We start from the raw sequence: 26,961 nt of genomic DNA on the forward strand, positions 1-26,961 counted from the left end.
GTTCGATGCGCTCCAGATCGTCCCGGCGAAGCCGCAGCCGGGACGAGACGTCCAGCCCCGCCGCGATCAGCGGGCGGGCTGTCGCCAGCAGCTGCGCCGCCGCTTCGGGAGCGGCGCGGAACGACGCCTCGGCGACGGGCGTCGCGTCGCCGGGAGCGAGCGCGGCGCCGCCGGCGACGGCGACGCGGGCGAACCTGCCGGCGGCGGACGGATCGAGCCGCAGCGCCGCCGGCCATTGCGTAGGGGCGCCGGCGATCACCAGGCTCGCGCGCCCCGGAGCCTCGTTCGCTGCGCGAACGAGAAAAGCCGCCGCCGGCTCCGCGAGCGGCGGCTGCTCGGCCGGCGTCAGCAGCGCGCCGGCCAGGCCGTTGCGGCCGCCCGCGGGCTCGCGGTCGCGCATCGGCTTCAGCGGTTCGCCGCCTTCGCCTGCGGCGACCGGTACGCGCCCCTCGGCATCGCAGAGCCGAATGAGGCGCAGCGCGTTGTCCGCGGCCTGCGCGGCGCCGACAGCGCCGGGAGACGCGATGACGCCTTCGAGCGCGATGTCCGGCGCCAGAAGCGCGTACATGAGCGTCAGCGCGCCGTCGATGCCGCCGTCCGTATCGACGATGAGCGGGTGCGCCCGTTCGCTTCGCTCCACCTCACCGCCTCCCTCCGCACGGCCGTGTCTGCTTTTTTACAAGCTTACTTGTATTTCTTCCAGTCCATTCCGCTCTCGTTCAGCAAATATTCGAAATCGTTCTCCCGCCGCTTGCGTTCGGCTTCGCGCGCTTCCTCTTCCTGTCTGCGCTTCTCTTCCTTGCGGCTCGCTTCCTCGGCCTTGAGGGCGTCGGCCTGCGCTTTGAGCTTGCCGAGCGTCTCCGCGTTCAGCAGATCCTTCAGCGTGGCCGCCGGCGCCTCCGCCGTTTCCGGCTTGCGGGCGGGAGCCGGTCTTTTTTTCGCCATATCGATCGTGCTCTCCTCTTACAAAGTCATTCGTTCTCCCGGTGCGAGCACCCGGCCGCGAATGCCCTTCTCCTCCAAACGGCGGGCGAACGCGTCGGCGTCCTGGCGGATCGGCGGGAACGTATTGTAGTGAATCGGCACCACTTGGCGCGCGCGGAGCCACTCGGCCGCAATCAGCGCATCGTCGGGGTCCATCGTAAAATGGTCGCCGATCGGAAGCAGCGCGAGATCGAACGATTCCAGTTCGCCGAGCATCTTCATATCGCCGTACAGGCAGGTGTCGCCCGCGTGAAAAATCGTTTTTCCTTCCGCGCGAATAATAAATCCGGCCGGCATCCCGGCATAAAGAATGTTCTGGTTCTTCTCGTCCACGATACCCGAGCTGTGAAAAGCCGGTACGAGCTTCGCTTTGGCGAAGCCGAGGTCGACCGTACCGCCCAGGTTCATGCCGATCGTATCGACGCCTTTCCACGACATGTACGTGGCCAGCTCTACAATCGAGACAACCGGGGCTTTGTTCGCTTTGGAGATAGGCTCGGCGTCCAGAATGTGGTCTCCGTGCGCGTGCGTCAGCAGCACGTAGTCGGCGCGAACGTCCTCCGGTTTAACGGTCGCCAGCGGATTGCCGCTCAGAAACGGGTCGATGATCAGCGATTTGTCCCCGACTACGATTTGTACGCCGGATTGTCCGTGAAAAATGATGTCCATGGGATAACCTCCTTTTCTATTCATCATAATCCATTCAGGATATTTTACAAAATGACCGACGCGGATCGGAAAATCGATATTCTGTGATTTTGTTGACTACAGTTACGGCCGGCGGTATGATGATTTACCAAAGGGTTTTCTCGAAGCCGCTCACAGATCCCAGCTCGCACTGGCGGCCGATATCGAACAAATGAGGTGTTACGGATGATTTTGAGCGTGCTTGATCAATCTCAGATTTGCGAAGGAAGAACGGCGGGCGAGACGCTGGCCGAAACGACGCGCCTGGCGCAGCATACGGAGGCGCTAGGCTACCATCGCTATTGGGTGTCGGAGCATCACGCCTCCCGGGCGCTCGCCCACTCCAGCCCGGAGGTGCTGATCGCCCACTTGGCGGCCCATACCGAGCGCATTCGCGTCGGTTCGGGAGGCATCATGCTGACCCATTACAGCGCTTATAAAGTCGCCGAAAATTTTCGGCTGCTCGAGGCGCTCCACCCCGGCCGCATCGACGTCGGCCTCGGCCGCGCGCCGGGCGGCATGCCGCTCTCGACTCGTGCGCTGCAAGAGGGCCGCTACGCGGACATCGACCGTTACCCCCAGCAGGTCGCCGACTTGACGGCCTACCTGCACGATTCTCTGCCTGCCGAGCACCGCTATGCCGGCCTTCACGCCTCGCCGGGCATTCGGACGGCGCCGGACATCTGGCTGCTCGGCTCCAGCCTCGGCTCGGCCCAGATCGCCGCGAGCATGGGAACGGCTTACGCGTACGCTCAGTTTTTCGGCGTGCCCGGCAGCGAGGACGCGATCGCTTATTACAAGGAGCGCTTCAAGCCGTCGGAGCTCGTGCCCGAGCCTCGCGCCTTGGCAGCCGTCATGGTCATCTGCGCGGACACCGAAGAAGAAGCGTCCCGGCTGGCGACGAGCACCGACCTGTTCTTTCTGTCGCTGGAACAGGGCCGCATGCTGGACCGGTTCCCTTCCGTCGAGACGGCGGAAAGCTACCCGTACACCGACTATGACCGCGAGCGCATCCGCGCCGTTCGCCGGCGCCGGATTCTCGGCACGCCGGAGCAGGTGCGAGACCAACTGCTGGCGATGCAGAAAGAGTACGGCATCGACGAGTTCATGATCGTGACGCTGACGCACGATTTCGAAGCGCGGCTGAAGTCGTACCGGCTGCTGGCCGAAGCGTTCGATCTGTAACCTGACGGCGTAACGAGATTCCTCTCTTGGAGAGAATTGCGGCGACGTGCGCGAAAGAGAGCAACCAGATTACTCTCTTGGACGGAATTGCGGCGACGTGCGCGAAAGAGAGCAACCAGATTCCTCTCTTGGACGAGATTGCGGTGACGTGGGCGGAAGAGTGCAACCAGATTCCTCTCTTGGACGGAATTGCGGCGACTTGCGCGAAAGACAGCAACCAGATTACTCACTTGGGCGGAATTGCGGCGACGTGCGCGAAAGAGAGCAACCAGATTACTCACTTGGGCGGAGTTACGGCGACGTGCGCGAAAGAGAGTAACCAGATTACTCTCTTGGACGGGATTGCGGTGACGTGGGCGGAAGAGAGTAATCTGTTTACTCACATGGACGGGATAGCCGTAACGTAACTCCAAGCCCCCTTTCACTCGCCTCTAATCACCAAAATGGCGTTTACTACGCGAAGCCGGCATTTCTGCTCCTCCCTAATCGTTATATTGGCGATTACAACACGATGCCGGCAATCCAGCTCTTCCCTGATCGCCAGATTGGCGATTACAACGCAATGCAGGCACTCCCGCTTCTCCCTAATCGCCAATTGTAGCGATTACGCCGCTCCCGATCGGTCCCCAGCCCGCATCCAGCTCGATCAGAGCTACAGCAAAAAGACGTCAGGTCCGCCTGACGTCTTTTTGCTATTGGAGCGGCAGCTTCCTTTGGAGCAAGATTTCCTTCACGTCCAGCCTTGTAGGACGGCGAAGACGGGTCGCCGCCTGCTCGGTCCAGCGGTCTGCGCGTTCTCCCCCGGTCCGTTCCCGGTAATAGGCGGAGATGTCGGCGTTGTACGAGGTCAGACTTTGTTTCAACGTCTCCGAATCCGGATATTGCTCTTCGCCATAGACGCTTTCCGGCGGCAGCCGCTGCTTCCGGCTCTGCGTCCGGTTGTTGGTTCTGGCCGGGTAGCCGACCGTCATGCCGAAGACGGGGATGACCCGATCCGGCGTTCGCAGAAGTTCCGCCGTCTCCGCGAGCCGATTGCGGATGCCGCCGATGTAGCAGATGCCGAGCCCCATCGATTCCGCCGCCAGCGCGGCATTCTGCGCGGCCAGGGAAGCGTCGATCAATGCCACCATGAACAGCTCGGTCGATTCCAGCGAAGCGGCCGTCTCGTCCGGCCGAACCCCTTCCATCTCCGCCGCCAGTTCCAACCGCCGCAGATCCGCGCAAAAGACGAGCAGCACCGGGCAGGAAGCCACATGCCGTTGTCCGCCCGCCAATTCGGCGAGCTTCGCCTTTCGCTCCGGATCCCGTACGCCGATTATGGTATAAGCCTGCAGATAGCTGGACGTGGACGCCGCTTGCGCGCATGCGACGATCCGCCGGATTTGATCGTCGGCAACCGGCTCGGTCGAGTAAGACCGAACCGAACGGTGGTTCATAATGGTCTGAAGAATCGGATTCATGGGCCTGCGGCGCACCTCGTTTCAAAAAAGATGATTGAATCCACCTTAGCCTTCTGCTCATCCAAAGTCAATTCGAAGGACCGGAACCGCGGGGACAAGCAAGGCTTGGGCAACCGCCATTGTCAAAAGCCCGCTTCTGTCCAAACAGCCGATGCCGTTTGGAGTAGCGGGCTTTTTCTTAATGGCATTAACGATCGCGGATCAGCTCACCGAGTTCCCGGAGCCGCCCGGATGAAGCTTGGCGACCGCCTTCTCCAGCATGGCCGCATAAGCTTCGGCTCCGGTACGGGTCGGATGCACGCCGTCTTTGCCGAAGTAGGCGTCCTGGTCGGCGCTGGCCGCATACCAGTCCACCAGCGTTACGTTATCATAGTCCGAAGCGGCTTCTTTGAGCATGCCGTTGACATCGTCCTGCCATTTCCGCGGCACTCTCGTGTTCACCAGCAGAATGTTCCGGTCTTGGCCCAGCGAGTCGAGCAAGGCGTCCAGCTTTTTCTTGGTGAACGGTCCGTTCGTTCCCAGTTCGAGGATCACGATATCTCCCAGCTTGCCGGCCTTGTCGAGCGCATCGACCGTATCCCCCGCTTGCGAGAGCTGCCGGCCGACCTTTGCGTCCACGATAATGGACGTCAATTGCTTTTCCAGGTAGGGCTTCACTCCCAGAAGAACCGAATCTCCGATCGCCGTAACCCCTTTGCCGGAGATCGGCGAAAGGTCCGAATCGCCGCCGGAAGATTTCGTTCCGGAAGCTTCGCCGCCCTTCGATATCGGAGCGACGCCGCCGCTCGGCTTGGCCCCGGCGCCGTTCCCGCTGCCGCCGGCCGGCTTCGTGCCCGCGTCGCTATTTCCGGTCTTCACACCTGCGTCGCTATTGTCGGTCTTCGTGCCCGCCGCGGAAGCGTTCGGCTTCCCGGCCGGCGAAGGTGAGGCGGTATCCGTCTTCGGCGGCTTCATGACGGCCGTTTCCGTCTGACCGTCATGATCCTTCGGCGGTTCCGTTTGCCCGGCCCCCGCGGCCGGCGGCGTCGCCGTTCCGGACGCGTCCGCCGATTCCGCGGGAGCTCCGGCGGCAATGCCGGTCGGCGTCCCCGTACCGCCCGTGCCCCCGCAAGAGACGCACAGGACGAGCGTCAAGCCTGCCGACAGAAGCGTGACCGCCGGTCTTCTCCCTTTTCCGTTCTCCCGGCTCGCAGCGACGGTCGCAGACGTTCTTCTTTTCCAACCGCGCAGGATCGGCTCCTCCACGAGCTTCCAGGACAGCGCGGCCAGCGCGAAGCTGGCGGCCGTCTGTAGCGCGGCCCTAGTCGGATTGAAGCTGCCCGCGTCCGAGACCGGCGTCGTCAGCGCAATAACGGGAAAATGCCATAAGTAAAGTCCGTACGAACGCGCCCCGATCCAGCGCAGGGGCTTTCCGGACAACATCCGGCCCAGCCGGCTGGCCGGATGGGCGACCGCGGCCACGACGATCGCCGTCAGCGCCGAGAGCAGCAGCAGGCCTCCCCGATACACGAACGAATCGTACTCCCCGACGCTCGCAATCATGAAGAGAATCGCGAGCAGGGACAGCGCGCCGATTCCGTCAAGCGCCCAGCGCACGCCGTCCGGCACCTTCTCGGACAGCTGGCGGCTCGGCCATACGACCGCGAGCGCCGCGCCGATCAGCAGGCCGAACACGCGGGTGTCGCTTCCGTAGTAGACGCGGCTCGGGTCGGAGCCCGGCGAGTACAGCAGCGCCATCAGCAGCGCCGACGCGGCCGCCCCGGCCAGCATCCAAGCGGCCAGCTTGCCTCTGCGGGGGACGAGCCGCAGCAGAACGAGCAGAACGATCGGCCAAATCAAATAAAATTGCTCCTCCACCGCCAGCGACCAGAAGTGGCCGAACGGCGAAGGCGGTCCGAAGCTTTCGAAGTAGGACACTTTATGAAAAATCAGCCACCAATTGTTGACGTACAGGACCGCGGAACCGATGTCGCCGCCCAGGCTCCGCAGCCTGGACGGATCGGCGATCGCCAGCCAGACGGATACCGCCGCGGTCATGAGCAGCATCGGGGGGAGAAGCCTGCGCGCTCTGCGGATCCAGAACGACTTCAGGTCGATTCTCCGGTCCTGCTGCCATTTGGAGACCAATTGATCCGTAATCAGATATCCGGACAGGACGAAGAAGACGCCGACGCCCAGGAATCCTCCGGGAACTCCCTGCCAATTGAGATGGTAGGCGATCACCGCCAATACCGACAGCGCCCTCAGGCCGTCAAGGCCGGGCATGTAGCGAGCTTTGCCATTCGTATTATGGGTCATACCAGCGGACTCCTTTATAATGACTGATCGTTATGGAGTAAAAATCGGTCTGAGGTCTATCAAGCATGGATTGCTTGCCGATGGGCCTTGCCTTGTGCGCCTGCAGAAAATCTTTTCGTGCGAAATCGAATCGAGTTGCCGTCGTTCGTACGCGAACCTGATGCCATCTTCGTTCCGTCCATTCCTCGCCACCATAATGATTGCGCTTACATCTTGTCCTTCTTCTAAAACGAGCCCATCATTCATGCTTGGATAAACGTCCGCTGTCAAACTGGAACCAGTCAGGTTGTGGAGGCATCACCTCTGGGATCGGCGCCGGGTGCGGCGCCTTGCGTGGGTTGCTTTATTCTTATGCTTAATAGACGTTGCGTAAGCCGGAAAGGTTTAACGTTCGGGACAAGTTTCGGCAAAAAAAGATACGACTTTTTCGCTGCGGATCTAGGCGAGATTTCCGAAAACGGGGGCAATAGGCGAAAGCGCTTTAGAAGATTTCCCGGCAAAACGCCGTTTATTGGGGAAATGCTCGTCCGAAGCGGTTTCCGGCACCGGCGGATCCTCCACGGATTTCCCCAAAAAGCCGATCCGGACGCCTTCTTTGCGCCCGAAGCCCCGGAAACGCCTAAGGCTCGAGTCGCACGGCTCCGCCTCCGTTCGCGGACTTCGACCTCTTTTCGTCTCTTCGCATGCCGTTCCGACACCGATTGTCGGGTCCTGCGCTTTCCCGGGAAAAGTTCGGCAACGAAAAACCGCCCGATTGACCGGACGGTTCCCGGTCATTCGGGCGGTTCCAGCAGATAGGCGGCCAGCAGGGCGGCCGTGCCTGCGATCGCGTCGGAGTGAGTGCGTTCCATGCCGTGGGAGGCGTGAACGCCGGGGCCGATCAAAGCGGCGCGGACGTTGGCGCCGGCCCGGAGCGCGGCGGAGGCATCCGATCCGTAATGAGGGAAGATGTCCACCGCATGCGGCAGCCCCTCCCGCTTCGCCAGCTCGAGCAGGCGCGACGTCATGCCGTAGTCGTACGGGCCGGAAGAGTCTTTCGCGCAGATGGAGACGTCCTTCTCGGTCGCGGACAGATCGTCGCCGATCGCCCCCATGTCGACCGCGATCAGCTCGGCGAGGTCGGGCGGCACCGCGGCCGCGCCGTGTCCCACTTCCTCGTAAGTGGACACGATCAGCTTCACCGTACGAGGCGGGACCGTTCCGGTGCGCCAAAGCCATTCCAGCACGCCCAGCAGCGCGGCGACGCCGGCCTTGTCGTCCAGATGGCGGGACTTGATCCAGCCGTTGTCCAGCAGCCGCGCCCGCGGGTCCCAGGAGATGAAGTCGCCGACCGCGATGCCGAGCCGTTCCGTCTCCTCCTTCGTCCCCGCTTCATCGTCTACGCGGATCTCCATGTTCGCTTCTTCGCGCTTCCAGTCCCGCGCGTCGCCGTATACATGAACGGACGTCTTCGTGGACAGCACCGTACCTTCGTACGTTCGCCCGTCCCGCGTATGGATCCGGCAGTATTCGCCTTCCACCGTCTGCATGGCGTACCCGCCGACCGGCGTGAAACGGATCGCGCCGTTCGGCTTGATCGCCCGCACCATGGCGCCTAGCGTATCGACGTGCGCGGACAGGCCGAGCGCCGGCTTCCGGGGATCCGCCCCGGCGACGGTGACGATGCCGTTGCCTTTGGGGGTTCGTTCCATCGGAAAGCCGAGCCGGCCGGTCTCGGCCTCCAGCAGCCGCATGATGTCCATGCAGTAGCCGCTCGGGCTCGGCGTATTCAGAAGCTTTTGCAGCCAATCGAGCATATAAGCCCGGTCCAGCTTCGGACGGAGCGGTTCGGTCATGGCGCTCGTCGCTCCTCCCGTCTCAATCGAAATCCTTGTGGTGCCATTCGTCTTCCGGAATGTTCAGATCTTCGCCGGAGAAACGCTGCTCCTTGAACGGATCGGCGTAAAGGTGGAAGCCGTTGCTTTCCCAGAAGCCGGGCCGGTCCTCCTGCATAAATTCGAACCCGCGCACCCACTTGGCGCTTTTCCAGAAGTACAGATGGGGCACGAGCAACCGCAGCGGCCCGCCGTGCTTATCGGTCAGCGGTTTGTCGTCGTAGTTGAACGCCAGCAGAATGTCGTCCCCCATCAAATCTTCCAGCGGCACGTTCGTCTCGTAATCCGGGTCGGCATGCACCATGACGTACTTCGCTTCCGGCTTCACCTTCAGAAGCGGCAGCAGGTCGCGGAAGCGGATGCCTTCCCATACCGTGTCCAGCTTCGACCAGCGGGTCACGCAATGGATGTCGCACGAGATGCGGGTGCGCGGAAGCGCCATCAGCTCGTCATAGGTGAAAGAGCGCTCCTCCTCCACTTCGCCGAAGCTGCGCAGGCTCCATTCCTTCATATCGTAACGGGGCACATCCCCTTCATGCAAAATCGGGAACCGGTCCGTCAGCACTTGCCCGGGCGGCACCCGGTCATTCTGCGTCTCGGAGGCGGCAGGCGCCTTCGATCTCTTGATTCGCTCCGCTTTGGTCAGCATAGGTAGCGGCCCTTCCTTCTTCTCTCTGTCGTAAGGGGCAAGCCCCTCCTCCATGATAAAGATGCATCGGTCCGCCTGTCAAACAATCGTTCCTGCCCAAAGAACAAATCCCCCAAAAGTGAAGAGATGCTCTGAAGTTAAATCCGATTCCTTTTGGGGGAGCCCCCGGTTATCCGCAGGAAATTTAATCGCATCATTTCCTAAACAACAAAAAGCCTCCGCGCGCGCCGCGGAAGCGAGGCGCCGGAGGCCGATGGTCCATTCAACGTTCTTACTGCTCCAAGGTGCTTTTCCGTCTCAAGCTCAGCCAGAACAGGGCAGACAGAACGAGGAAAAAGGCGGCGTACGCGGCGATCAAAATCCGAATGTCCGTATCCGGCAGCAGAATCGAGGAGCTGATGATGCCGAACAGCCAAATATGCGACAGGTTGCCGACGATCGAGGAGACCAGGTACGGCATCGGCTTGATGGCCGACACCGACGACAGGAACGCGATCACGTTGTTCGGCATGATCGGCAGCGTGCGCATCAGAATGATCGCCCACACCCCGTACAGTTGAAAAAATTTTTTCCACTTGTCGTACTTGTTCTCGTATCTTTGCAGCTTGCGGTCGAACCAGTCCGAGAACCAGTAGCGGCAGCAATAGAAAACGATAAGGGAGACGACGATGCTGACCAGCCAGCTGACCGCCATGCCGGCCCCGATTCCCAATGCCGAGATGTGAAGCATGACGAGCGTCGAAAACGGAAAAATGCCGAGAAACCCTTGCACGACCGCCAGCGGCATCGTTAACAGCAAGATGTTGTACCCGTCCAATTGCGTAACGCCGAGAAGCCAATCGATGGCGTCGTTAATCTGATCCATCTTGCATCCACTTACCTTCCGCTTTGGGACTGGTGACGATTATAACCCGACTATGTGAACCCCCCGTGAACAACTTTCCATAATTATCCAGTAACTCTTGCTTCGTTCGGACCTTATGCGCCTTCGAGATTTTTGAACTGGGCGTGGAACATTCGGCTGTATACGCCTCCCCGCGCCATCAGCTCTTCGTGCGACCCGCTCTCGGCAATGCCGCCCTGCTCGATGACCATGATCCGGTCGGCGTCGCGGATCGTATTGAGGCGGTGCGCGATAATGAACGTCGTTCTTCCCTTCATCATATGGAGCAGCGCATCCTGAATATGACGCTCCGTGCGCGTATCGATGCTGCTCGTCGCCTCGTCCAGAATGAGGATCGACGGTTGGGCCAGAATGACGCGGGCGATCGCGAGCAGCTGCCGCTGACCCTGGCTCAGGTTGCCCCCGTTCTCCGTCAGCACCGTGTCGTACTTCTGCGGCAGAAGGCGGATGAAGCTGTCGGCGTTGGCCGCCTGGGCCGCGGCGCGCACTTCCTCGTCGGTCGCGTCCGCCCGTCCGTATTTGATGTTCTCCTTGATCGTGCCGGAGAACAAATACGTATCCTGAAGCACGATGCCGAACACGCTTCGCAGGCTGTCGCGCGTGTACTCGCGGATGTCGCGTCCGTCGATCCGGATGCTGCCTCCCGTCACATCGTAGAAGCGGGTGAGCAGGTTGACGATCGTCGTCTTGCCCGCGCCCGTCGGACCGACAAGGGCGATGCTGGTGCCCGCATCCACTTGGAAGCTGAGGTCCTTCACGATCGTCTTCTCGGGCACATAGCCGAAGCTGACGTCGTCGAAGACGACCTCGCCGTCCGGCCGCTCCAGCCGGACGGCGTCCGCCGGATCGTCCGGCTCTTCCTTCTCGTCGAGCAGCTCGAATACCCGCTCCGCGCCGGCGATTCCGGATTGCAGCACGTTGAAAATGTTGGCGAGATCGTTAAGCGGCCGGACGAACTGCCGCGAATAGGTGATGAAGCTGGCGATGACGCCGACCGTAATGATCTCCTTCACCGCCAGCGTCCCGCCGACGATCGCGACCGCCGCGAAGCCGATATTGTTAATGACGCTAAGGAGCGGCATCAGAAAGCCCGACCAGATCTGCGCCTTCATGCCGGTATCCCGCAGCGTCAGGTTCGCTTCCTCGAAGTCCGCGATGACCTTCTCCTCGCGGTTGAACGCCTTGACCGCCTCGATGCCGGAGATCGTCTCCTCGATCTGGCCGTTCAGCGCGCCGAGCTGCGCCTGCTGATCCTTGAACAGCACGCGGGTGCGCTTCGTGATCGTGCGCGCCAGCAAATAGACGAGCGGCACCGTAATCAGGCTGGCGAGCGTCAGCAGCGGGCTGAGCACGAGCATCATGACAAGGGAGCCGATGATGGCGATGCCTCCCGACATCAGCTGGGCGGTCGTCTGCGAGACGGTCGTGCTCACGTTGTCGATGTCGTTGGACAAGCGGCTCATGATTTCCCCGTGGCGCCGCGTGTCGAAGTAAACGAGCGGGAGCCCGTGAAGCTTGTCGTACAGGGCGCCGCGCATGCGCCGCACGATTCGCTGCGAGACGCCGGCCATCAGCCAGCCTTGCATGAAGGTCAGCACCGCATCTCCCGCATACGCGGCAATGAGTCCGGCCAGCGCGGCCTCCAGGATGCGGAAGTCCACTTCCGCATTTTGGCCGATGGCGTCGACGGCGACGCCGATCAGATACGGCGCGGCCAGCGTCAGGCCGGAATCGATCAGAATCAGGGCGAAGACGATCGCCAGCCAGCGCCGTTCCTGGCCGATATAGCCCCAGATTCGCTTCATCGTGCCGCGGAAATCTTTCGGTTTCTGGACGGGCCCGCCGCGTCCCCGGCCCGGATGGCCTCCCGGCATCTGCGGCAAGTCCCTGACGGCGGGGCGGCTGTCCGAACGGCTCTGTTCATGCGCCATGGCTCTGCATCTCCTTGCCGATCTGGGAACGGTAGATTTCCTGGTATACGCCGCACTCCCGCAGGAGCGTCTGATGGTCGCCGATTCCGGCGATCTCGCCCCGGTCGAGCACGACGATCTGGTCCGCGTCCATGACGGATGTGATCCGCTGCGCGATGAGCAGGCAGGTCAGCCCCCGGGCGTACGTCCGCAGCTGCTCCTTGATGACCGCTTCCGTCGCGACGTCCACCGCGCTCGTGCAGTCGTCGAGGATCAGAATCTCCGGCTCCCGAACGAGCGCCCGGGCGATCGACAGCCGCTGCTTCTGACCGCCCGACAGGTTGACGCCGCCCTGCCCCAGCTTCGTATCGTATCCTTCCGGCAGCGAACGGATGAAATCGTGGGCCGCCGCCATCCGGGCCGCCCTCTCGATCTGTTCCTGCGTCGCCGATTCGTTCCCCCATCGGATGTTGTCCCGGATCGTGCCGGAGAACAGCATGACCCGCTGCGGAACGATCGCCGCTTTGTCGCGAAGCGTCTTCGGATCGAGCCGGCGGACATCCACCCCGTCGACCTTGACCGTTCCCGACGTCGCTTCGTAGAAGCGCGGAATCAATTGAACGAGCGTCGTCTTGCCCGACCCGGTCGAACCGATGATGCCGACCGTCTGGCCGGGCAGGCAGTGAAGCCGAATCGACTTGAGCGCGGGCGTACCCTCCTCGCCGTCATACGAGAAGGTCACGTCCTCGAAGTCGATTCGCCCTCTGCCCTCCATCTCGTCCTCCGCGCCCGTCCGCCGATGAACGTGAGCGGCGCTGGCCATCACTTCCCCGATCCGCCCGTACGAAGCTTTGGCCCGCACGAGCATGTTGAACACCATCGAGATCATCATGAGGGAAAATAAGATCTGCGTCATGTAGTTGACGAACGCGACGATGTGTCCGACTTGCATCTGCCCGTTGTCTACCCGCAGCCCCCCGATCCACAAGACGGTCACGATGCCGAAGTTGACCGTCAACAGCACGGCCGGGTTGAAGACCGACATCCGGCGCAGCGCCCGCACCGAATGGACGCGATAGTCCTCGTTGATGCGTTCGAACTTGACGCTCTCGTCGGCGAAGCGGTTGAACGCCTTGACGACTCTAACCCCGGAGAGGTATTCCCGCATGACGCCGTTCAACCGGTCCATCGCCGCCTGCACCTTCAGGAACAGCGGAAAGCCGATGCGAAGGTTGAAGTAGATGAGCACCGCGACGATCGGCACGACGATCGCCAGCACCGTCGCCAGCTTCGGGTTCAGGCGGATCGCCATCACCAGGCTGCCGATGCACAGAATCGGAGCCTTGGCGAAAACGCGCATCATCCCGTTCACGAAGTTCTGAACCTGCGTCACGTCGTTCGTGAGCCGCGTCACGAGCGAAGCCCGGTCGAACCGGTCGAGCTGGGGCAGCGTCTGCGATTGAATGTGCCGGAACAGGTCGGACCTCAGTTCCGCCCCGAATCGCTGGGAGACGCGGCTTGACACGATGTTCCTGCCGGACGCCGCTACCGCGCCCGCCGCCGTCACCAGCAGCATGTACGCGCCGAACCTTAGCACGGTGTTCAGATCGAGCCGGGACACGCCCTCGTCGATCATGCGCGACAGCAGGGTCGGTTGAAGCAAATCGCAAAGCGCTTCCATGGCGACGAGCAGAAAAGCGAATGAAAAAGGCAGGCCGTACTTTTTGACATACTTTCTCTCATTCCGCATGGCAGATTCTCGTTCCTTTCCTCCGCAACGACAAAGGAAACCGCAGCCAGCGGTTTCCCCTCTTTGTGGACCGACTCCTACATTGCCGTCCTCTATTTTATAGCGAATGGGTAACAATCTCAACCCGGCTTGCGAAGCCCGGCTTCCCACGTCTTCTGCCTGCGGTACCACGAGACGAACCTTTCGATTCCTTTTTCGAACGGGGTTGACGGCTCGAAGCCGAGCAGCGTCCGCGCTTTGGCCGGGTCGGCGTACGTCCGCAGGACGTCTCCCGGCTGCATCGGCTGCCGGTCGATCGCGGCCCGTTCTCCCCAAGCCTGTTCGAGCGTCTCTATCATCCGTGCCAGCGAGACGGTTCGGCTTCCTCCCAGATTGACTATCTCGTAAACGCCGGAATGCCGTTCCACATAGTCGGCGGCGTGCCGGATGCCGTCCACGATATCGGCCACGTAGGTATAATCCCGGCTCGTGGAGCCGTCTCCGTACATCGGGACCGGCTTGCCGTCGCTCAGCAGCGAAGCGAATTTGCGGATGGCAAGGTCGGGCCGCTGCCGCTCTCCGTATACCGTAAAAAAGCGCAGCATGACGACGTCGATGCCGAACAGATGCCGGTACGCGTAGCCCATCAGCTCGCAGCTTTTTTTGGTGGCGGCGTACGGGGAGATCGGGCGCCCCGTCGGATCGCCCTCCTCGAACGGCACTTTGGCGTTGTCGCCATATACGGACGAGGACGAGGCGCACACCCATTTGACGGTGCCGTGGGTTCTCATCGCTTCCAGCAGCCGAAGCGTGCCGACGACATTTACGTCATAGAACAGAGCCGGCCGCTCGATGGAAGCCCGAACGCCCGGCAGCGCGGCCAAATGGACGACGACGTCGGGCGGGCAAGCGGCAAACAGCCGGTCCAGCGCTTCCCCGTCGCGAATGTCGGCCGGCTCCAGCCGGTATTGTTCCGAATTCGCCGCCTCCTGCAGGCGGCGCAAATCGTCCTCTCTGTCTCGATGCTCGAAGGCCGGCTCCATTCCAAGCGACTCCAGCACGTTTCGCACCTTGAACCGGTAATCGTAGTTGTCCGCGAAGCTGTCGACGCAGATGACCTTGTGTCCGTCCCTCAGCAGCGACTCGCACAGATGGGAGCCGATAAAGCCGGCTCCTCCGGTTACCCAGTACGTCTTCATCTTCCCGCGCGGCCCCCTTTGCCCTGAGACGGCGACTTGTCTTCGAAGAAGACGTGCCGCGCCCGGATCCGTCCGTCCTCGATATCCAGCAAACCGCATGAAAAACGGGACTGCCGCCTTTTGTCCGTCGGCGAGCCGGGATTGAACAGCAGGACGCCGTCCCGCTCCTCCAGCATCGGAATATGCGAATGGCCGAACACGACGGCCTGCACGTCATCGTCCGCGAACGCCTTCAGCGCCCGCTCCGCCGTCGCCCCTCTGCCTCCGTCGCCATGGCCGTGCACCAGCCCGATGCGCACCGGCCCCACCTCGATCGTCTTGCGGTACCCGAGCCGGCGGACGATGTCCGCGCCGTCGTTGTTGCCCGCCACCCCGTCTACCGGAGCGATGCGCGAAAGATGAGCCAGCACGGACAGATCCGTCCAGTCGCCCGCATGAAGGATCCGGTCCACCCGGCGGAAGGCCTGCACGAGCGCCGCGGGCAGCGACTTGGCCGCCCGGGGCATGTGGGTATCCGATACGACGCCGATTCGCATGCGGACATTCCTTCTTTCTCTAAAATCAGGTGAAGGGGAGACGCTTGTTCACGCCGGGCCGCACGGGCTTCTAGACTCCGTAATAGGTTTGCAGCAAAGGCAGCAGACCCAGCGGGTCGCGCAGCAGATCTTTGGCGCTGAAGAAGATGTCTCCTTGGACTTGCCCCGAATCCGCGTCATATTTAAGCTGGTTAACGATCTCCTGCGGCGACTGCCAGCCGGCTTCCGTCGTTCCCAGCTTATAGGGCGCATGGCCGACGTACAGCTTCACGCCGGTGCCCTTCACCTCGTTCCCCCACCATTCGGCGAGGATGTCAAAGCGGGCCGCGGAAAACGAGAGGCTCCAATAAATTTGCGGCGCGATGTAGTCGATCCAGCCCTGGCGAATCCACGTTCTCGTGTCCGCATACATGTCGTCGTACGACGTAACGCTCGCCTTCGTCGCGGATCCGGTCGGGTCGGCCGATTGGTTGCGCCAGACGCCGAACGGGCTGATGCCGAACGACACGCTCGGTTTGGCCGCATGGATCGCCTGCCCGAGATCGCGGACGAACCGGTTGACGTTGTCTCGGCGCCAATCTCCCTTGTTCGCGAACGACCCGTCGTTATACTGCAGGTATGCGGCATCGTCGGCGAAGGCCGTGCCCGACGGGTAGAAATAGTCGTCGAGGTGGACGCCGTCGATGTCGTAGCCGTTCACGACCTCCATGATGGCGTCGATGACGTGCTGCCGGGCGGCCGGGATACCCGGATTGATATACTGCGTCGCCCCCGCCTGGACGATCCAGTCCGGATGCTCCGCCGCAACGTGATTCGCGGCCAGCCCGTCGGTCGTCGATCCCGCCGCCGCGCGGAACGGGTTGAACCACGCCTCGAAGCGCATGCCCCGCTTATGCGTCTCCTCGACCATGAAGGCGAGCGGATCGTAGCCCGGATCCTTCCCCTGCGTGCCGGTCAAATATTTGGACCAGGGCACTAGCCGCGAAGGATACAGAGCGTCTCCCATCGGGCGGACCTGCACGAACACCGCATTGATTCCGATCGCCTGCAGATCGTCGAGCAGCTTATCGTATTCCGCCTCCTGTTTGGCGGGATCTCCATAGGAAGCGGTCGACGGCCAATCGAGATTGTACACCGTCGAGATCCACGCGCCGCGAAGCTCGGCCGGCCGGGAGCCGCTCGAACCGCCCGAACCGTCCGAACCGCCCGTTCCTACCGATCCCTCTGTTCCGGTACCGCCGAGCGTCGTCAGCGCGATGATGCGCGTTTTCGCGTTCCAGTCCACTTGAAGCCCCAACGTTTCGGAGACGAAGCGGAGCGGCACCATGATCCGCGAATTGCGAACGGAGGCGGAAGCGCCCAGCTTCACGACGGCGCCGTCGACCCGGGCGGACGATTGGCCCTGTTCCATCGTGATAACGACGCCGGAGCGGCGAATCGTCACCGTGCGGGTCTGCTGCGACCAATCGACGGAAGCGCCGAGATTCTCGCTGATGACGCGAATCGGAACCATCGTCAGATTCGCCTTCGGAACAAGGTAGGGCGAAGTGTCCGCGCCGAGCGTCCGGCCGTCCAGCACGATCGAGATGTCGTTCGCGGCAAAGGCATGGCCGCCGGCGGCCAACGTCGAGAGCAGCAACGAGAACAACCAAAGAGAACTGATCCACTTGCGCAACCGCATCATTCAAATAACTCCTATTCTAAGCATAATCCGTTCTGCCATGAATAGACGTCCATTTTGCGGTTTAGTTGCACAATTGCCGTCCAGTCCTTGCCAATAGCGGGCTTCTGTCTGGCGGACAAGACCGATCAGACGGTAGCCGGCCCCTCTCCCGCTTCCGCCAGCCGGCGTTTCGCTTCCTCGTAAACGTCGGCCGGAAGATTCCCCTTCTCCGCGTAACGAACGTTCTCGGCGAGATGCTCGGGCTTCATCGTGCCGACGATCGTCGTGGACATCGCCGGATGGGTCAGCGTGAACCGCAGCAGGAAGCCGGTCCGGCTCCCCCCTTCCTCCAGCAGCTCGTCCAGGTTCGCTTTTTCCCACAGCCGCCATTTGTCTTCGGCTCCAAGTCCCGCTCCCGGTTCCCCGCGCCCGACGCCGCCGCGCACGATGACGCCCGCGCCGGTCGCGGCCGCGTCGCTCAGCAGGTTCTCATGCGCGCGCTCCAGCGCCGAGTAGGGAATCTGGAACGTGTCGAACACGTTCGGCTCGAGAAAGCCGGGAAGATTGGGAAGGTAGGAAGAAATGCCGATCCAGCGAACCTTGCCGGACGCCTGAATCTCCTTGAGCGCGTCGACCAGCCCGCCTTCCTCCGCCTGCTTGACGGTAGGTCCGTGCAGCTGCAGCAGGTCGACGTAATCGGTCTTCATCCGCCGCAGGCTCGTCTCGATGTTGTGCAGGAGATTGTCCCTCGTCCAGACATGAGGCGTCTCGTCATGATCGCCGCAATCGACGAGCGTGCAGCCGCATTTGGTCGCAAGGAAATATTCGCTCCGCCGATGGCTGATGTAGCGGCCGATCAGTTCCTCGCTTCGTCCGTAATCGTAGGACGTGTCGATGAAGTTGATGCCCGAGTCGAGCACCGCGTTCAGAATCCGTTCGGAATCCTCATCCGCGATCGGCCGCCCGTTCCATACGCGCGGTCCGCGAATTTCCATCGCCCCGTAGCCGAGCTTCGTAACCGTTAGTCCCGTTCTACCCAATTGTTTGGTTTCCATGAGCGGATTCCTCCTAATAAAGTTTCGCTATCAGTTTACCATAAATAGACTGGATCCGCTTCCAATCTTGCGGCCGTCGCCGGCCGGATTCGATAGAGTCGAAAGCGGATCGACGAGCGTCGCCAGGAGGAAGCGCGTTTTGAACGGGAGCGATCCCGACATGCGAAAAACCGCCCGGATTCACAATCCGGGCGGTATCGGCGGAGGGCCGGTTCCCGCTGTTTCTCGTTACAGCCGCTTCTCTTATTTTTTCGGAAGCTTTCCGATCCAGGACGCGATGTCCTCGGACACTTGCAGCGGAACGTTGCCGGGAACGAAGTATTCGGCGCCGGTTGAAGGCTGGTCGGAAGGCACGAACAGGTGGTTCAGCTTCGGATACAGCTCGTATTGCACGTCCGCTCGGCCGGCCAGCGCCGATTTCCAGCCGTCCAGGTTGGAGGCGTCCACCTGTACGTCGTTGGCGCCTTGCAGGATGAACAGCGGAACGCTCTGCGTCCTGGCGATCTCCGGACCGTTGTAGTTGCGGAAGTCGAACCACCAGCGCGCGTTGGGAATCCGCAGGTTCGCCGGATAGTCGTCCGCCGTGTACGCCTCGTTCTTGATCACGCCGAGCGTCATCTTCCATGCTTCGGCCTGCTGCTTCAGCTGCGAGACGACCTCGTCCGGCTGTCCCGCCGCGACGGCGCGGTCGACCGCGTTCTCGTATTGAGTCAGCATGAGGTCTTCGAGCGGCTCCGCCGGGCCGGCCATCAAGACGGCGGCATCCACCGCCTTATCCTTGTCCTGGTTAAGCAGCCGCGGCACGAGCATGGCGCCCTGGCTGTGGCCGATGACGACGACCGGTTTGCCGGCGAAGCGGGGATCGCTGCGAACCTTCTCCGCGGCGAGCAGCGCGTCGTCGATCGTCTCCTCGTTCACCGTCAAGTCCGGCGTTGCGGACTGCATAGTATGCTCTCTCGTTCTTTTCTCGTAGCGGATCGTGGCGATTCCTTCCTTGGCCAGACCGACCGCCAAGTCGCGGAACGTTTTCGCCGCGCCGATCGATTCGTCGCGGTCTTCCGGACCCGAGCCGTGAACGAGCACCGCGACGGCTGACGGCTCCCCGGACGCCGGAATCGTCAGCGTGCCCGGAAGCGCGAACGTTCCTTCGCCGACCGTGACTTGCTCTTCGGCGTAAGCGGACGGATCGTCGTAATCGGGAGCGGCGTAGCCGGCTTCCGGCGTGGACGGAATGTAGAGGTCGTCGATCTCTCCGTCATGGTTGAAGCGGATCTCGATCGCGAACGGCGCCTTCAGCTTGGAAGTGTAGGACAGCTTGGCGTTCACATGGACGCCGTTGTCTTCGACCGATACCCGGTCCAGCCGGGCCGGCGGCCCGAACGCGGAGACAATCTGCTGCGGCAGAGCGGCGAGCTTGTCCGGCGGCAGGACGGCCGCCAGCTGCGAATCCAGAAGAGCTCCCGCGTCCTGGACCTTGCCGGAGGCAAGCTGCCGCATGAACAACGCCGCTCTCGCCGCGGTCTCGTTCGCGCCCGGCTCGATGCCGTCCTTGTCGCTCCAGTCCGCTTGAATACCGAAAGCCTGTCGGAACGCGTCCAACGGGAGGTACAGCCTTCCCTCCGAACCGACCGTCGGCTTGGCGGACAATGCGGCCGTTTGTTGCCCCTCGGCCTCAACGGTTATCCCTTCATGGCTTAAGCGGATGAGACGGCCGGCCCATTGAATGGAGACCGAGCGGTCCGAAGACTTGTAGATGACGACCGCGCCAAGCTGCTCCGAGGCTTCCCGCAGCGGAACGAGCGCGGGGAGCGATCCGACGGCGGACGAACCTCCTTCCGAGGCGGGCGCCGATGCGGCCGGGGCGGTCTGGGTCTCCGCGGCCGCGCCGGTTTCGGCCCATGCGGCTCCGGGCAGCAGAAGCCCCGCCATCAGGCATCCGGCCAATACCGTCCGACTCGTCTTTTCAACTTTTGTACGTTTGCGTTTCCCCATCTGTACCGATTCTCCTCTCTCTTTTCCCGAATCCAGCACCTTCCGAGACTTTCATTTCGATAATTAGATAATTATCTAAATAAACAATAGCCGATTTGACGCGTCTTGACAAGACATCCCGTAAGATATCCCCGCAAAGCGGAGCTTGGCTTCGAAGCTTCCTCAGGCACTATGCGGGGACCCTGCCTATCGTCCGCCCTTAAGGGCGGACGACCGCATCCAGAACCGCCCGCAGCCGATCCAGCAGCACGGGGTCCGACACTTCCTTGCTTTCGTTCACGTATTTGCCGGCGAGCGGGATCGTCAGCTTGCCTGCCTCCGGCATATCCGCCATCAGCATGCCCAGCGTCAACAGCAGCGAAGCATGGGCTTTATCGCCGCCGGTCTGCGTCGGCGAAGCGCTGATGACGGCCGTCGGCTTGTTCATGAATTCCGCGGACGATACCGTCCACTCCAACGCGTTCTTGAGCACGCCCGGCACGCCCGCGGCGAACTCCGGGGTACAGAGGACGACGGCGTCCGCCTGCCGAAGACGTCCGCGCCACCGCCCGACCGCTTCGGGCTCGGGCAGCGTATCCTGATCCAGGTCCGTGCTGAAATAAGGCAGCCGGTCCAGTCCTTCGAAAAGCTCGAACCGAATTCCTTCGGGCGCCAAATTCCGCATCGCTTTCAGAATGGCGGTGTTGACCGATTGTTCCCGCAGGCTGCCCGAGACGCCCAGCACCAGCTTCTCGCTCCGGACGCCTTCCGCATGTTGCCGATCCGACATTTTCCCATCCTCCGTCCCGTTAGAACTCCGGTTCTTCCTCCAGAAGTTCGTTCAAATAAAATGCCCGATTCTCCAAAAAACGCCTCGTAATCTGATACGTCTCGGTGTCCTCATAGCGGATCGGCTTGATGCCGCTCTCATGAAAATGATAAATTTCGGCATGCGGATAGCCGAGCAAAATCGGCGAATGCGTCGCGACGATCAGCTGGGATTTGCGCTGCAGCTCGTGAATATGGCGCAGAAAGATCAACTGCCTGGCCGGGGATAGGGCGGCTTCGGGCTCGTCCAGCAGATAAAGCCCCGGCCGGTTGAAGCGGTTCTCGAACAGCGCCAGGAACGATTCTCCGTGCGAGCGCTCATGCAGCGACCGTCCGCCGTAGGCGCGATAAACGTCCGGATCTTCCCGGGCGATTTCGTCGACATGGCTCGCGAACGAATAGAACGATTCGGCGCGCAGGAAGAAGCCTTGGCTTGTTTTGGGCAGCCAGGACAGACGGATCGCCTCGCCGAGGTGCGATTCCGACGACGCCAGCTCGTAGGCGTTGTTGCGGCCTCCTCCGCCCGTATGAAAGCCGCTTTGGTACGCGATCGCTTCGAGCAAGGTCGACTTGCCCGAACCGTTCTCGCCCGTAAAAAAGGTCACGTTGCTGCGAAATGAAAGCTTGTCCAGCCCGCGAATGGCGGGAATGTTGAACGGGTAGGCGGAGGGACGGCCGACTCTTTCGCTTAGCAGATGAAGCTCTCTTAAGTAGATGGGGGCTGCCTCCTCTCCGTCCAGGTCGATCTGACGTATGCGAGCCGCATGCCGATCCGTTCCATGTTGCGGTGGCTCCGGGACAAGTAGGCGCATTGCCCGACCAGCAGCCGGCCGCCGAGCCGGCGCGTCTCCTCCAGGCGGGCGAGCAGCAGCTCCCGATGCAGGCCTAGGCCGCGGTACTCGGGCAGCGTCGCCGCGAACGTCAGCGAGCCGACGCCGTCCGCCGCCCGAAGCACGGCGGCGGCAGCCGGACGATCCCCGGTCAGCCCGAGGTAAAACGACCAGCCGGGCCGGCCGTGCAGCACGCGGTTATTCTCCGCCACCGGCGCAATGCCGTTGTCGGGCAAACCGAAGCTGCGGCAATGGATCGTTCCATACGTCTCGAATTCGTCCTCCCGCAATCTGCGGATCTCGATGGACCCCGAAGGCGGCCGTTCCCCGGCCGGCGCTTCGCCCGGATCCGCGAACAAGGAAGCGTGCGAGCCCGAAGCGTAGAAGCCCCGATCGGCGAGCGCTTCCGCCAGCTCCGGTCCGGCGAGCGCCGGCACGAGCTCGAATTGGGGCTTGCGCCCCCGGGAGCGATAGAAGTCGAGAATCTCGTCCAAACGCGCGACATCCGCAGAACGGACGCCTTTGACCGTGTTGAAGGAGGGCCAGGGCATCGTCCGGCTGTAGAAGCATACGGCTCCGCCGATTCGCGCAACTTCCACGGCTTCGGGGTTGCCGGGCCGCGACCGGATCGCTTCCATCCGATCCAGCAGCGCCTCCGTCTCCGCCCGCTCGATTCGCTCCGTCAGCTCATAGCTAGGCAGCAGCATGTCCAGTCACCTCCGACGGTTCCTGTTCGGTCTCAGCCGGCATCGGTTCGCGCCTCCGGCCGGCGGTCCTCCCGCGCGCCGGTCTCCGGCGCCGGATACGGGAACAGCTCGCTCATGCGCGCCGTCCGGCCGAGCTCGTTCTTGAACACGACATGGTCGCGAGTCAGCTGCCTCGGGCTCTCCAGCCCGCATGCCGCGGCCAAGGCGAACACTCCTTCGCGCATTTGCAGGATGTAGTTCATGATCCGCCACATTTTCTCCTCCGGCACGAGGGCGGCCATGTACTTCGGATCGGTCGTCGTCACGCCGGCCGGACACTTCCCGGTATGGCACTGCATCGCCATGATGCAGCCGCCGGCCATCATGAAACCGCGCGCCGAGTTGACCGCGTCCGCGCCGAGAGCGAGCGCGATCGCCGCCTGGTCGGGCGAGATCAGCTTGCCGGAGGCGAAGATGCGGAAGCGGTCGCGCACGCCGAACCTTCTCGCCGCGTCGTCCAGCGCGATCAGCGCCGGGAACAGCGGCAGCCCCATCCCGTCCGCCATCGACTTGAACGTCGCGCCCGAGCCGCCTTCGCTCCCGTCGACCGTGATGAAGTCAGGGAACAGATCGAGATCGGTCATCGCGCGGAACAGCGGCTCCAGCCCTTGCGGATCGCCGACGACGATCTTGATTCCGACCGGCTTGCCGCCTTCCTCCTGCAGCTTGGCGATGAAGCGAAGCGTCTCTTCCGGTCCGGTCAGGAACGGAAAGCGATTGGGCGAATTGACCGTCCGGCCGACCGGCACTTTGCGGATCGCGGCGATCTTCTCGTTCACCTTCTTGCCCTCCAGGTGGCCGCCGCGGATCTTGGCCCCCTGCGCGAACTTCAGCTCGAACGCCTTGACGAGCGGCTCCGCCGCCTTCGCCCGGAACTCCTCGAACGAGAAATGGCCCTCTCCGTCGCGATAACCGAAAAGGCCGGGGCCGATCTGCGCGACGATGTCCGCTCCGCCGGCCAGATGGACGTCGGCGACGCCGCCTTCGCCCGTATTGATCCACGAGCCGCCGGCCATCATGGCGCCGCCGGCAGCCGCTTGGATATAATGCTCGCCGACCGCGCCGTATGACGTCGCCGAAGCGCCGAACATGCCGCGCAGCTTCCAAGGTTTTTCTCTCTTCTGCCCGACGATTACCGCGTCTTCCTCGCGGTACAGCCACCTTCTCGCCTTGTCCTCGACCAGACGCTCCTTGCGGCTGAACAGCCCCTCATGCCGGATCTCGTACCGCTTGGACCGGACTGTATCGCCAAGGTCGGTCCGCAATTCTTCGACGAGCTTGGGGAACATGCCGTTGGCCAAATAGTAGCCGGGCTGAGAATAATCGCGCTTGGAGCCGAAGCTGATCAGGTCGGTGCGGTATTTGGCGGCGAAGACGAGCCCGGTGTAGTCCGCCCGCGAGAACGGCTTGCCCTCCGTATCGCCGTCAAACCAATATTGCCGGAATTCCGGCCCGAGCTTCTCGAGCAAGTATCGGATCCACCCCATGTACGGATGCGCGCGGATGATCGAATGCTGCGGCTTCTTGGCCGCAAGCCATAAGTAGAACATCAGCGAAGCCGGAACGAGGATGAACACCACCAACAGAATGACGATAATCGCCCCTTGCAAACCGATCGCTCCCTCCCGTCAGAATTGGCAACCGAGAGACGGACGAGTCCGCCTCCTTACTTTTCCCATGGAAAACCGACGCCGAATCGCTCCGCCACCCGCTTGCTCTCGCGTCTTCGGGCCGTGCGCGCCTCCATCCGCCCCGCAGCCGAAGCGTTCAAGCCGATCTCTTCCGGAGACTCCGGCACCACGCCGGGGACGGGCGTCGGCGCCCCCGTCTCGTCCAGCGCCACGAACGTCAGGAACGCGGTCGCGCACAGCATGCGTTCCGTCGTCAGCAGATCCTCGCGGATGACTTTGACGAACACCTCCATCGACGTGCGGTGCGTCCACGTGACGAACCCTTCCAGCACCACTTCGTCGTTCGCCCGGATCGGCTGCAGGAAGTCGATGGAGTCCATCGACGCGGTCACGCACGTTCGGCGGCTGTGCTTCATGGCCGAGCGGGCGGCCACGTCGTCGATATACGACATCAGCTTGCCGCCGAACAGCGTGCCGTGGTTGTTCGTGTCCGGCGGGAGCACATGGTTGGAAAAAATCGTTCTCGATTCGCTGCAGCGTTTGCTATCCATCGTACCGATCTCCTTCTCGTCCCGGAATACGCCGGTTCATTTTACCATCCCAGCATACCATAATTTCGCTTGGGCGACGGGGTCTTCCTCGCGATTATCGCGGCAGCTTGCGGACGATCGATTCGTCGTCCTCCATGAACGGCCAGGCCGGGTATTCGACCGGCAGCCGGCTTGCCTCGTCCAGCCGCGAGCGCTCTTCGGGAGTCAGCGCGATGCCGCCGGCTGCAAGATTGTCCTGCAGCTGATCGGGACGTTTGGCTCCGACGACGACCGTCGTGACGGCCGGCTGATTCAGCAGCCAGGCGAGCGCGATCCGCGCCGCCGTCGACTCCCGCGCCCGGGCGATGTCTTGGAGCGCGTCGATAATCGCATACGCCTTCTCTTCGTCCACGGGCGGAAAAGCGAACTTGGCGAACCGGTCGCCGTCCGTCCCGCGGTTGCCGCGGCCGTACTTGCCCGACAGGAAGCCGCCCGCGAGCGGACTCCAGACGATGAGCCCCATGTTCTGGTCCCGAAGCGCCGGGATGATCTCCCGCTCCAGCTCTCTGCCGGCGAGCGAATAGTACGACTGGCTGCTTTTGAACGCATGCAGGCCGTGCTGCCGCGAGACCGCCCGCGTCTTCACGATCTCCCAGCCGGTCATGTTGGAGCTGCCGATATAGCGCACCTTCCCCGAGCGGACGAGATCGTCCATAGCGCGAAGCGTCTCTTCCCAGTCCGTCAGTTGATCGGGGTTGTGGATTTGGTACAGATCGATATAGTCGGTGCCGAGCCTTCGCAAGCTTTCCTCCGCTTGACGGATGATGCTGAGTCGCGACAAACCGATATCGTTCGGCCCCGGCCCCATTCGCCCCCTTACCTTGGTCGCGACGATCGCCTGGTGCCGCTTCGTTTTCAATGCTTTTCCGAGCCATTCCTCGGAACGCCCGTCCGAATAAACGTTGGCGGTATCGAAAAAATTGACCCCCGCATCAAGCGCCTGATCGACGAGCGCCGCCGCTTCCTTCTCTCCGATTCCTCCGAACGCTTCCCAGGCTCCGCCTCCGCCGAACGTCATCGTTCCCAACCCGATCTCCGATACGAGCACGCCCGTGTTGCCCAACAAATTGTACTTCATCTTCTCATCCTCCTATGAATTGATTACACTTAGGAAGACGGACCTCTTCTCCGAGGGACGCAAGAAACGGTGAATTTTTTTTCGAGGAACGGGGTAGCCGATGGAAAAGGAAACGGAAATCGCCGCGTTGTGGAACGAATATTACGAGCCGGTGCGCCGCTTTGTCGACCGGGAAACGCGCGGAAACGCGGACGCGGAGGACATCGTTCAGGACGCGTTCGTGAAAATATACAAGCATCGGAACGATCTGCAGGACGAACGGAAAATCAAGCCGTGGATTTACCGGATCGTGCGGAATACGATCGCGGATCATTACCGGAAGCGCAAGCCGCTTGATGCGATGCCGGACGATCTTTCGATTGCCGCGGAGGCGCCGCCGGAGCCGGATTACGCGCGAGAGGTGATCGCTTGCTTCGAGACGGCCATTCCCCGGCTGCCGGACATCTATCGGGAGGCGCTGGAGCTGTCGGAGCTTCAAGGGCTGCCGCAGAAGCAGCTCGCCGAGCGGCTCGGCATCTCGTACTCCGCGGCCAAATCGCGCGTGCAGCGCGGCCGCGAGCTGCTGAAGGAGCTGCTGACCGGCTGCTGCCATATCGAATCGGACGCCTACGGCCACATCATCGACTTCCGCATCGTGCTGGCCGAATATCGCGATCCTCCCAAAAAGCGCAAAAAAGCCCGTTCCGCAGACAAACTCCCGCTCTCGATCTGTTCGGACAGCTGAGGGCTGCAAGCTCGGGAAGTGTGCCCGGGAGCAACAATTCTCGCAGGGATGGGGTTTTCGGGTCGGGTTCGTGTCCAAAAGCAACAGTTCTCGCGGGGGCAGGGCTATTCGAGCGGAGTTAATGTCGAAAAGCAGCAACTCTCGCGAGAACTCCCGTGGAAACATGTTCCTGCTTTTTGTCTGCCGGCAAACTCCTGCGGCTTCTCGTCTCGTTCCTCCTCCTGCAGTCTGTCTCGTGACCGCCTTCTTTCCGCCGTCCCTCCGCCTCTCGCTCCCGTCAACCGCTCCCTATGTCCTCCCGCAACCAGCCTGCCCCTAACTCTCCTAAACCGTCGCAGCAATCGAACCTTCTGACCGCTCTGCTGCATATCCTGAGAGCTCCCGTCCATACTAAGCGAAAACCGGTAATTTGCGGCAACGGAGGGAGGGA

Annotated in this window: 24 protein-coding genes; 3 read left to right on the forward strand and 21 right to left on the reverse strand. The window is 62.2% G+C overall.

Annotation, left to right across the window (positions count from 1 at the left end; all coding sequences use genetic code 11):
* The 3 genes from H7C18_RS30100 to H7C18_RS30110 all read right to left on the reverse strand — a co-directional run.
* On the reverse strand, positions 1 to 640 hold a 640-nt coding region (locus tag H7C18_RS30100), incomplete at its 3' end, for a nucleoside hydrolase (protein WP_185132829.1).
* A gap of 44 nt (positions 641 to 684) precedes the next feature.
* Positions 685 to 945 carry a YqkE family protein gene (locus tag H7C18_RS30105; protein WP_185132830.1) on the reverse strand — a complete coding sequence of 87 codons (261 nt, stop codon included), beginning with the start codon at positions 943 to 945 and terminating at the stop codon, positions 685 to 687.
* 18 nt (positions 946 to 963) lie between these two features.
* Positions 964 to 1,653, reverse strand: a complete 690-nt coding sequence (locus H7C18_RS30110; protein WP_185132831.1) for a metal-dependent hydrolase — start codon at positions 1,651 to 1,653, stop codon at positions 964 to 966.
* 204 nt (positions 1,654 to 1,857) lie between these two features.
* Between H7C18_RS30110 and H7C18_RS30115 the strand changes: the two genes are divergently transcribed.
* Complete coding sequence (locus tag H7C18_RS30115) at positions 1,858 to 2,856, forward strand: LLM class flavin-dependent oxidoreductase (protein ID WP_185132832.1); 999 nt, start codon at positions 1,858 to 1,860, stop codon at positions 2,854 to 2,856.
* A 26-nt stretch (positions 2,857 to 2,882) separates the two neighbouring features.
* Entirely contained in the window at positions 2,883 to 3,263 is a 381-nt protein-coding gene (locus H7C18_RS30120; protein WP_185132833.1) for a hypothetical protein, read from the forward strand.
* Between the two features lie 285 nt (positions 3,264 to 3,548).
* On the opposite strand, the gene H7C18_RS30125 is transcribed toward H7C18_RS30120, so the two are convergent.
* The 18 genes from H7C18_RS30125 to H7C18_RS30210 all read right to left on the reverse strand — a co-directional run bounded on the left by H7C18_RS30125 (position 3,549) and on the right by H7C18_RS30210 (position 25,807).
* Positions 3,549 to 4,316 carry an NADPH-dependent oxidoreductase gene (locus H7C18_RS30125; protein WP_185132834.1) on the reverse strand — a complete coding sequence of 256 codons (768 nt, stop codon included), beginning with the start codon at positions 4,314 to 4,316 and terminating at the stop codon, positions 3,549 to 3,551.
* A 201-nt stretch (positions 4,317 to 4,517) separates the two neighbouring features.
* Entirely contained in the window at positions 4,518 to 6,614 is a 2,097-nt protein-coding gene (locus tag H7C18_RS30130; RefSeq protein ID WP_185132835.1) for an acyltransferase family protein, read from the reverse strand.
* A 773-nt stretch (positions 6,615 to 7,387) separates the two neighbouring features.
* The gene (locus H7C18_RS30135; protein ID WP_185132836.1) at positions 7,388 to 8,449 is read right to left on the reverse strand and encodes a M42 family metallopeptidase; all 1,062 of its coding nucleotides are present in this window, start codon (positions 8,447 to 8,449) and stop codon (positions 7,388 to 7,390) included.
* 22 nt (positions 8,450 to 8,471) lie between these two features.
* On the reverse strand, positions 8,472 to 9,137 hold the full coding sequence (locus tag H7C18_RS30140) for a sulfite oxidase-like oxidoreductase (protein WP_185132837.1): 666 nt from the start codon (positions 9,135 to 9,137) through the stop codon (positions 8,472 to 8,474).
* A gap of 271 nt (positions 9,138 to 9,408) precedes the next feature.
* A complete protein-coding gene (locus H7C18_RS30145; RefSeq protein WP_185132838.1) occupies positions 9,409 to 10,002 on the reverse strand; it encodes a TVP38/TMEM64 family protein in 594 nt (197 codons plus the stop codon).
* 113 nt (positions 10,003 to 10,115) lie between these two features.
* A complete protein-coding gene (locus H7C18_RS30150; protein ID WP_185132839.1) occupies positions 10,116 to 11,972 on the reverse strand; it encodes an ABC transporter ATP-binding protein in 1,857 nt (618 codons plus the stop codon).
* Positions 11,962 to 13,701, reverse strand: a complete 1,740-nt coding sequence (locus H7C18_RS30155) for an ABC transporter ATP-binding protein (RefSeq protein WP_185132840.1) — start codon at positions 13,699 to 13,701, stop codon at positions 11,962 to 11,964. Before H7C18_RS30155 ends, H7C18_RS30150 begins: the two co-directional genes overlap by 11 nt.
* Before the next feature lie 119 nt (positions 13,702 to 13,820).
* Positions 13,821 to 14,879: a GDP-mannose 4,6-dehydratase gene (locus H7C18_RS30160; protein WP_185132841.1), complete on the reverse strand. Its 1,059-nt coding sequence runs from the start codon at positions 14,877 to 14,879 to the stop codon at positions 13,821 to 13,823.
* Positions 14,876 to 15,415, reverse strand: a complete 540-nt coding sequence (locus tag H7C18_RS30165) for a metallophosphoesterase family protein (protein ID WP_185132842.1) — start codon at positions 15,413 to 15,415, stop codon at positions 14,876 to 14,878. The genes H7C18_RS30160 and H7C18_RS30165 overlap by 4 nt, the downstream gene beginning before the upstream one ends.
* Before the next feature lie 70 nt (positions 15,416 to 15,485).
* Positions 15,486 to 17,096, reverse strand: a complete 1,611-nt coding sequence (locus H7C18_RS30170) for a family 10 glycosylhydrolase (protein WP_185132896.1) — start codon at positions 17,094 to 17,096, stop codon at positions 15,486 to 15,488.
* A gap of 128 nt (positions 17,097 to 17,224) precedes the next feature.
* Complete coding sequence (locus H7C18_RS30175; RefSeq protein WP_185132843.1) at positions 17,225 to 18,133, reverse strand: aldo/keto reductase; 909 nt, start codon at positions 18,131 to 18,133, stop codon at positions 17,225 to 17,227.
* A 243-nt stretch (positions 18,134 to 18,376) separates the two neighbouring features.
* On the reverse strand, positions 18,377 to 20,125 hold the full coding sequence (locus H7C18_RS30180; protein ID WP_185132844.1) for an alpha/beta hydrolase family protein: 1,749 nt from the start codon (positions 20,123 to 20,125) through the stop codon (positions 18,377 to 18,379).
* A gap of 199 nt (positions 20,126 to 20,324) precedes the next feature.
* Positions 20,325 to 20,894 (reverse strand): NADPH-dependent FMN reductase, encoded by a 570-nt coding sequence (locus H7C18_RS30185; protein ID WP_185132845.1) that lies wholly within the window; start codon positions 20,892 to 20,894, stop codon positions 20,325 to 20,327.
* A gap of 19 nt (positions 20,895 to 20,913) precedes the next feature.
* Positions 20,914 to 21,648, reverse strand: a complete 735-nt coding sequence (locus H7C18_RS30190; protein ID WP_185132897.1) for an AAA family ATPase — start codon at positions 21,646 to 21,648, stop codon at positions 20,914 to 20,916.
* Positions 21,639 to 22,469 (reverse strand): GNAT family N-acetyltransferase, encoded by an 831-nt coding sequence (locus H7C18_RS30195; RefSeq protein ID WP_185132846.1) that lies wholly within the window; start codon positions 22,467 to 22,469, stop codon positions 21,639 to 21,641. Before H7C18_RS30195 ends, H7C18_RS30190 begins: the two co-directional genes overlap by 10 nt.
* Before the next feature lie 32 nt (positions 22,470 to 22,501).
* On the reverse strand, positions 22,502 to 24,058 hold the full coding sequence (locus tag H7C18_RS30200) for a glutamate synthase-related protein (protein ID WP_420481893.1): 1,557 nt from the start codon (positions 24,056 to 24,058) through the stop codon (positions 22,502 to 22,504).
* 116 nt (positions 24,059 to 24,174) lie between these two features.
* Entirely contained in the window at positions 24,175 to 24,690 is a 516-nt protein-coding gene (locus H7C18_RS30205) for an acyl-CoA thioesterase (RefSeq protein WP_185132848.1), read from the reverse strand.
* Positions 24,691 to 24,784: 94 nt separating this feature from the next.
* Complete coding sequence (locus H7C18_RS30210; RefSeq protein WP_185132849.1) at positions 24,785 to 25,807, reverse strand: aldo/keto reductase; 1,023 nt, start codon at positions 25,805 to 25,807, stop codon at positions 24,785 to 24,787.
* A 100-nt stretch (positions 25,808 to 25,907) separates the two neighbouring features.
* Between H7C18_RS30210 and sigZ the strand changes: the two genes are divergently transcribed.
* Positions 25,908 to 26,531, forward strand: coding sequence for an RNA polymerase sigma factor SigZ (sigZ, locus tag H7C18_RS30215; protein ID WP_185132850.1), 624 nt, complete (start codon positions 25,908 to 25,910; stop codon positions 26,529 to 26,531).
* Positions 26,532 to 26,961: the final 430 nt, after the last annotated feature.

Source organism: Cohnella zeiphila, assembly GCF_014212055.1.
Classification (GTDB): domain Bacteria; phylum Bacillota; class Bacilli; order Paenibacillales; family Paenibacillaceae; genus Cohnella; species Cohnella zeiphila.

Coding starts and splice junctions, on each gene's coding strand:
- H7C18_RS30155 (WP_185132840.1), bottom strand. CDS start 13,701: ATGCGGAATGAGAGAAAGTATGTCAAAAAGTACGGCCTGCCTTTTTCA.
- H7C18_RS30195 (WP_185132846.1), bottom strand. CDS start 22,469: ATGCTGCTGCCTAGCTATGAGCTGACGGAGCGAATCGAGCGGGCGGAG.
- H7C18_RS30160 (WP_185132841.1), bottom strand. CDS start 14,879: ATGAAGACGTACTGGGTAACCGGAGGAGCCGGCTTTATCGGCTCCCAT.
- H7C18_RS30105 (WP_185132830.1), bottom strand. CDS start 945: ATGGCGAAAAAAAGACCGGCTCCCGCCCGCAAGCCGGAAACGGCGGAG.
- H7C18_RS30115 (WP_185132832.1), top strand. CDS start 1,858: ATGATTTTGAGCGTGCTTGATCAATCTCAGATTTGCGAAGGAAGAACG.
- H7C18_RS30170 (WP_185132896.1), bottom strand. CDS start 17,096: ATGCGGTTGCGCAAGTGGATCAGTTCTCTTTGGTTGTTCTCGTTGCTG.
- H7C18_RS30200 (WP_420481893.1), bottom strand. CDS start 24,058: ATGTTCTACTTATGGCTTGCGGCCAAGAAGCCGCAGCATTCGATCATC.
- H7C18_RS30125 (WP_185132834.1), bottom strand. CDS start 4,316: ATGAATCCGATTCTTCAGACCATTATGAACCACCGTTCGGTTCGGTCT.
- H7C18_RS30140 (WP_185132837.1), bottom strand. CDS start 9,137: ATGCTGACCAAAGCGGAGCGAATCAAGAGATCGAAGGCGCCTGCCGCC.
- H7C18_RS30210 (WP_185132849.1), bottom strand. CDS start 25,807: ATGAAGTACAATTTGTTGGGCAACACGGGCGTGCTCGTATCGGAGATC.
- H7C18_RS30180 (WP_185132844.1), bottom strand. CDS start 20,125: ATGGGGAAACGCAAACGTACAAAAGTTGAAAAGACGAGTCGGACGGTA.
- H7C18_RS30110 (WP_185132831.1), bottom strand. CDS start 1,653: ATGGACATCATTTTTCACGGACAATCCGGCGTACAAATCGTAGTCGGG.
- H7C18_RS30205 (WP_185132848.1), bottom strand. CDS start 24,690: ATGGATAGCAAACGCTGCAGCGAATCGAGAACGATTTTTTCCAACCAT.
- H7C18_RS30145 (WP_185132838.1), bottom strand. CDS start 10,002: ATGGATCAGATTAACGACGCCATCGATTGGCTTCTCGGCGTTACGCAA.
- H7C18_RS30175 (WP_185132843.1), bottom strand. CDS start 18,133: ATGGAAACCAAACAATTGGGTAGAACGGGACTAACGGTTACGAAGCTC.
- H7C18_RS30135 (WP_185132836.1), bottom strand. CDS start 8,449: ATGACCGAACCGCTCCGTCCGAAGCTGGACCGGGCTTATATGCTCGAT.
- sigZ (WP_185132850.1), top strand. CDS start 25,908: ATGGAAAAGGAAACGGAAATCGCCGCGTTGTGGAACGAATATTACGAG.
- H7C18_RS30165 (WP_185132842.1), bottom strand. CDS start 15,415: ATGCGAATCGGCGTCGTATCGGATACCCACATGCCCCGGGCGGCCAAG.
- H7C18_RS30185 (WP_185132845.1), bottom strand. CDS start 20,894: ATGTCGGATCGGCAACATGCGGAAGGCGTCCGGAGCGAGAAGCTGGTG.
- H7C18_RS30150 (WP_185132839.1), bottom strand. CDS start 11,972: ATGGCGCATGAACAGAGCCGTTCGGACAGCCGCCCCGCCGTCAGGGAC.
- H7C18_RS30130 (WP_185132835.1), bottom strand. CDS start 6,614: ATGACCCATAATACGAATGGCAAAGCTCGCTACATGCCCGGCCTTGAC.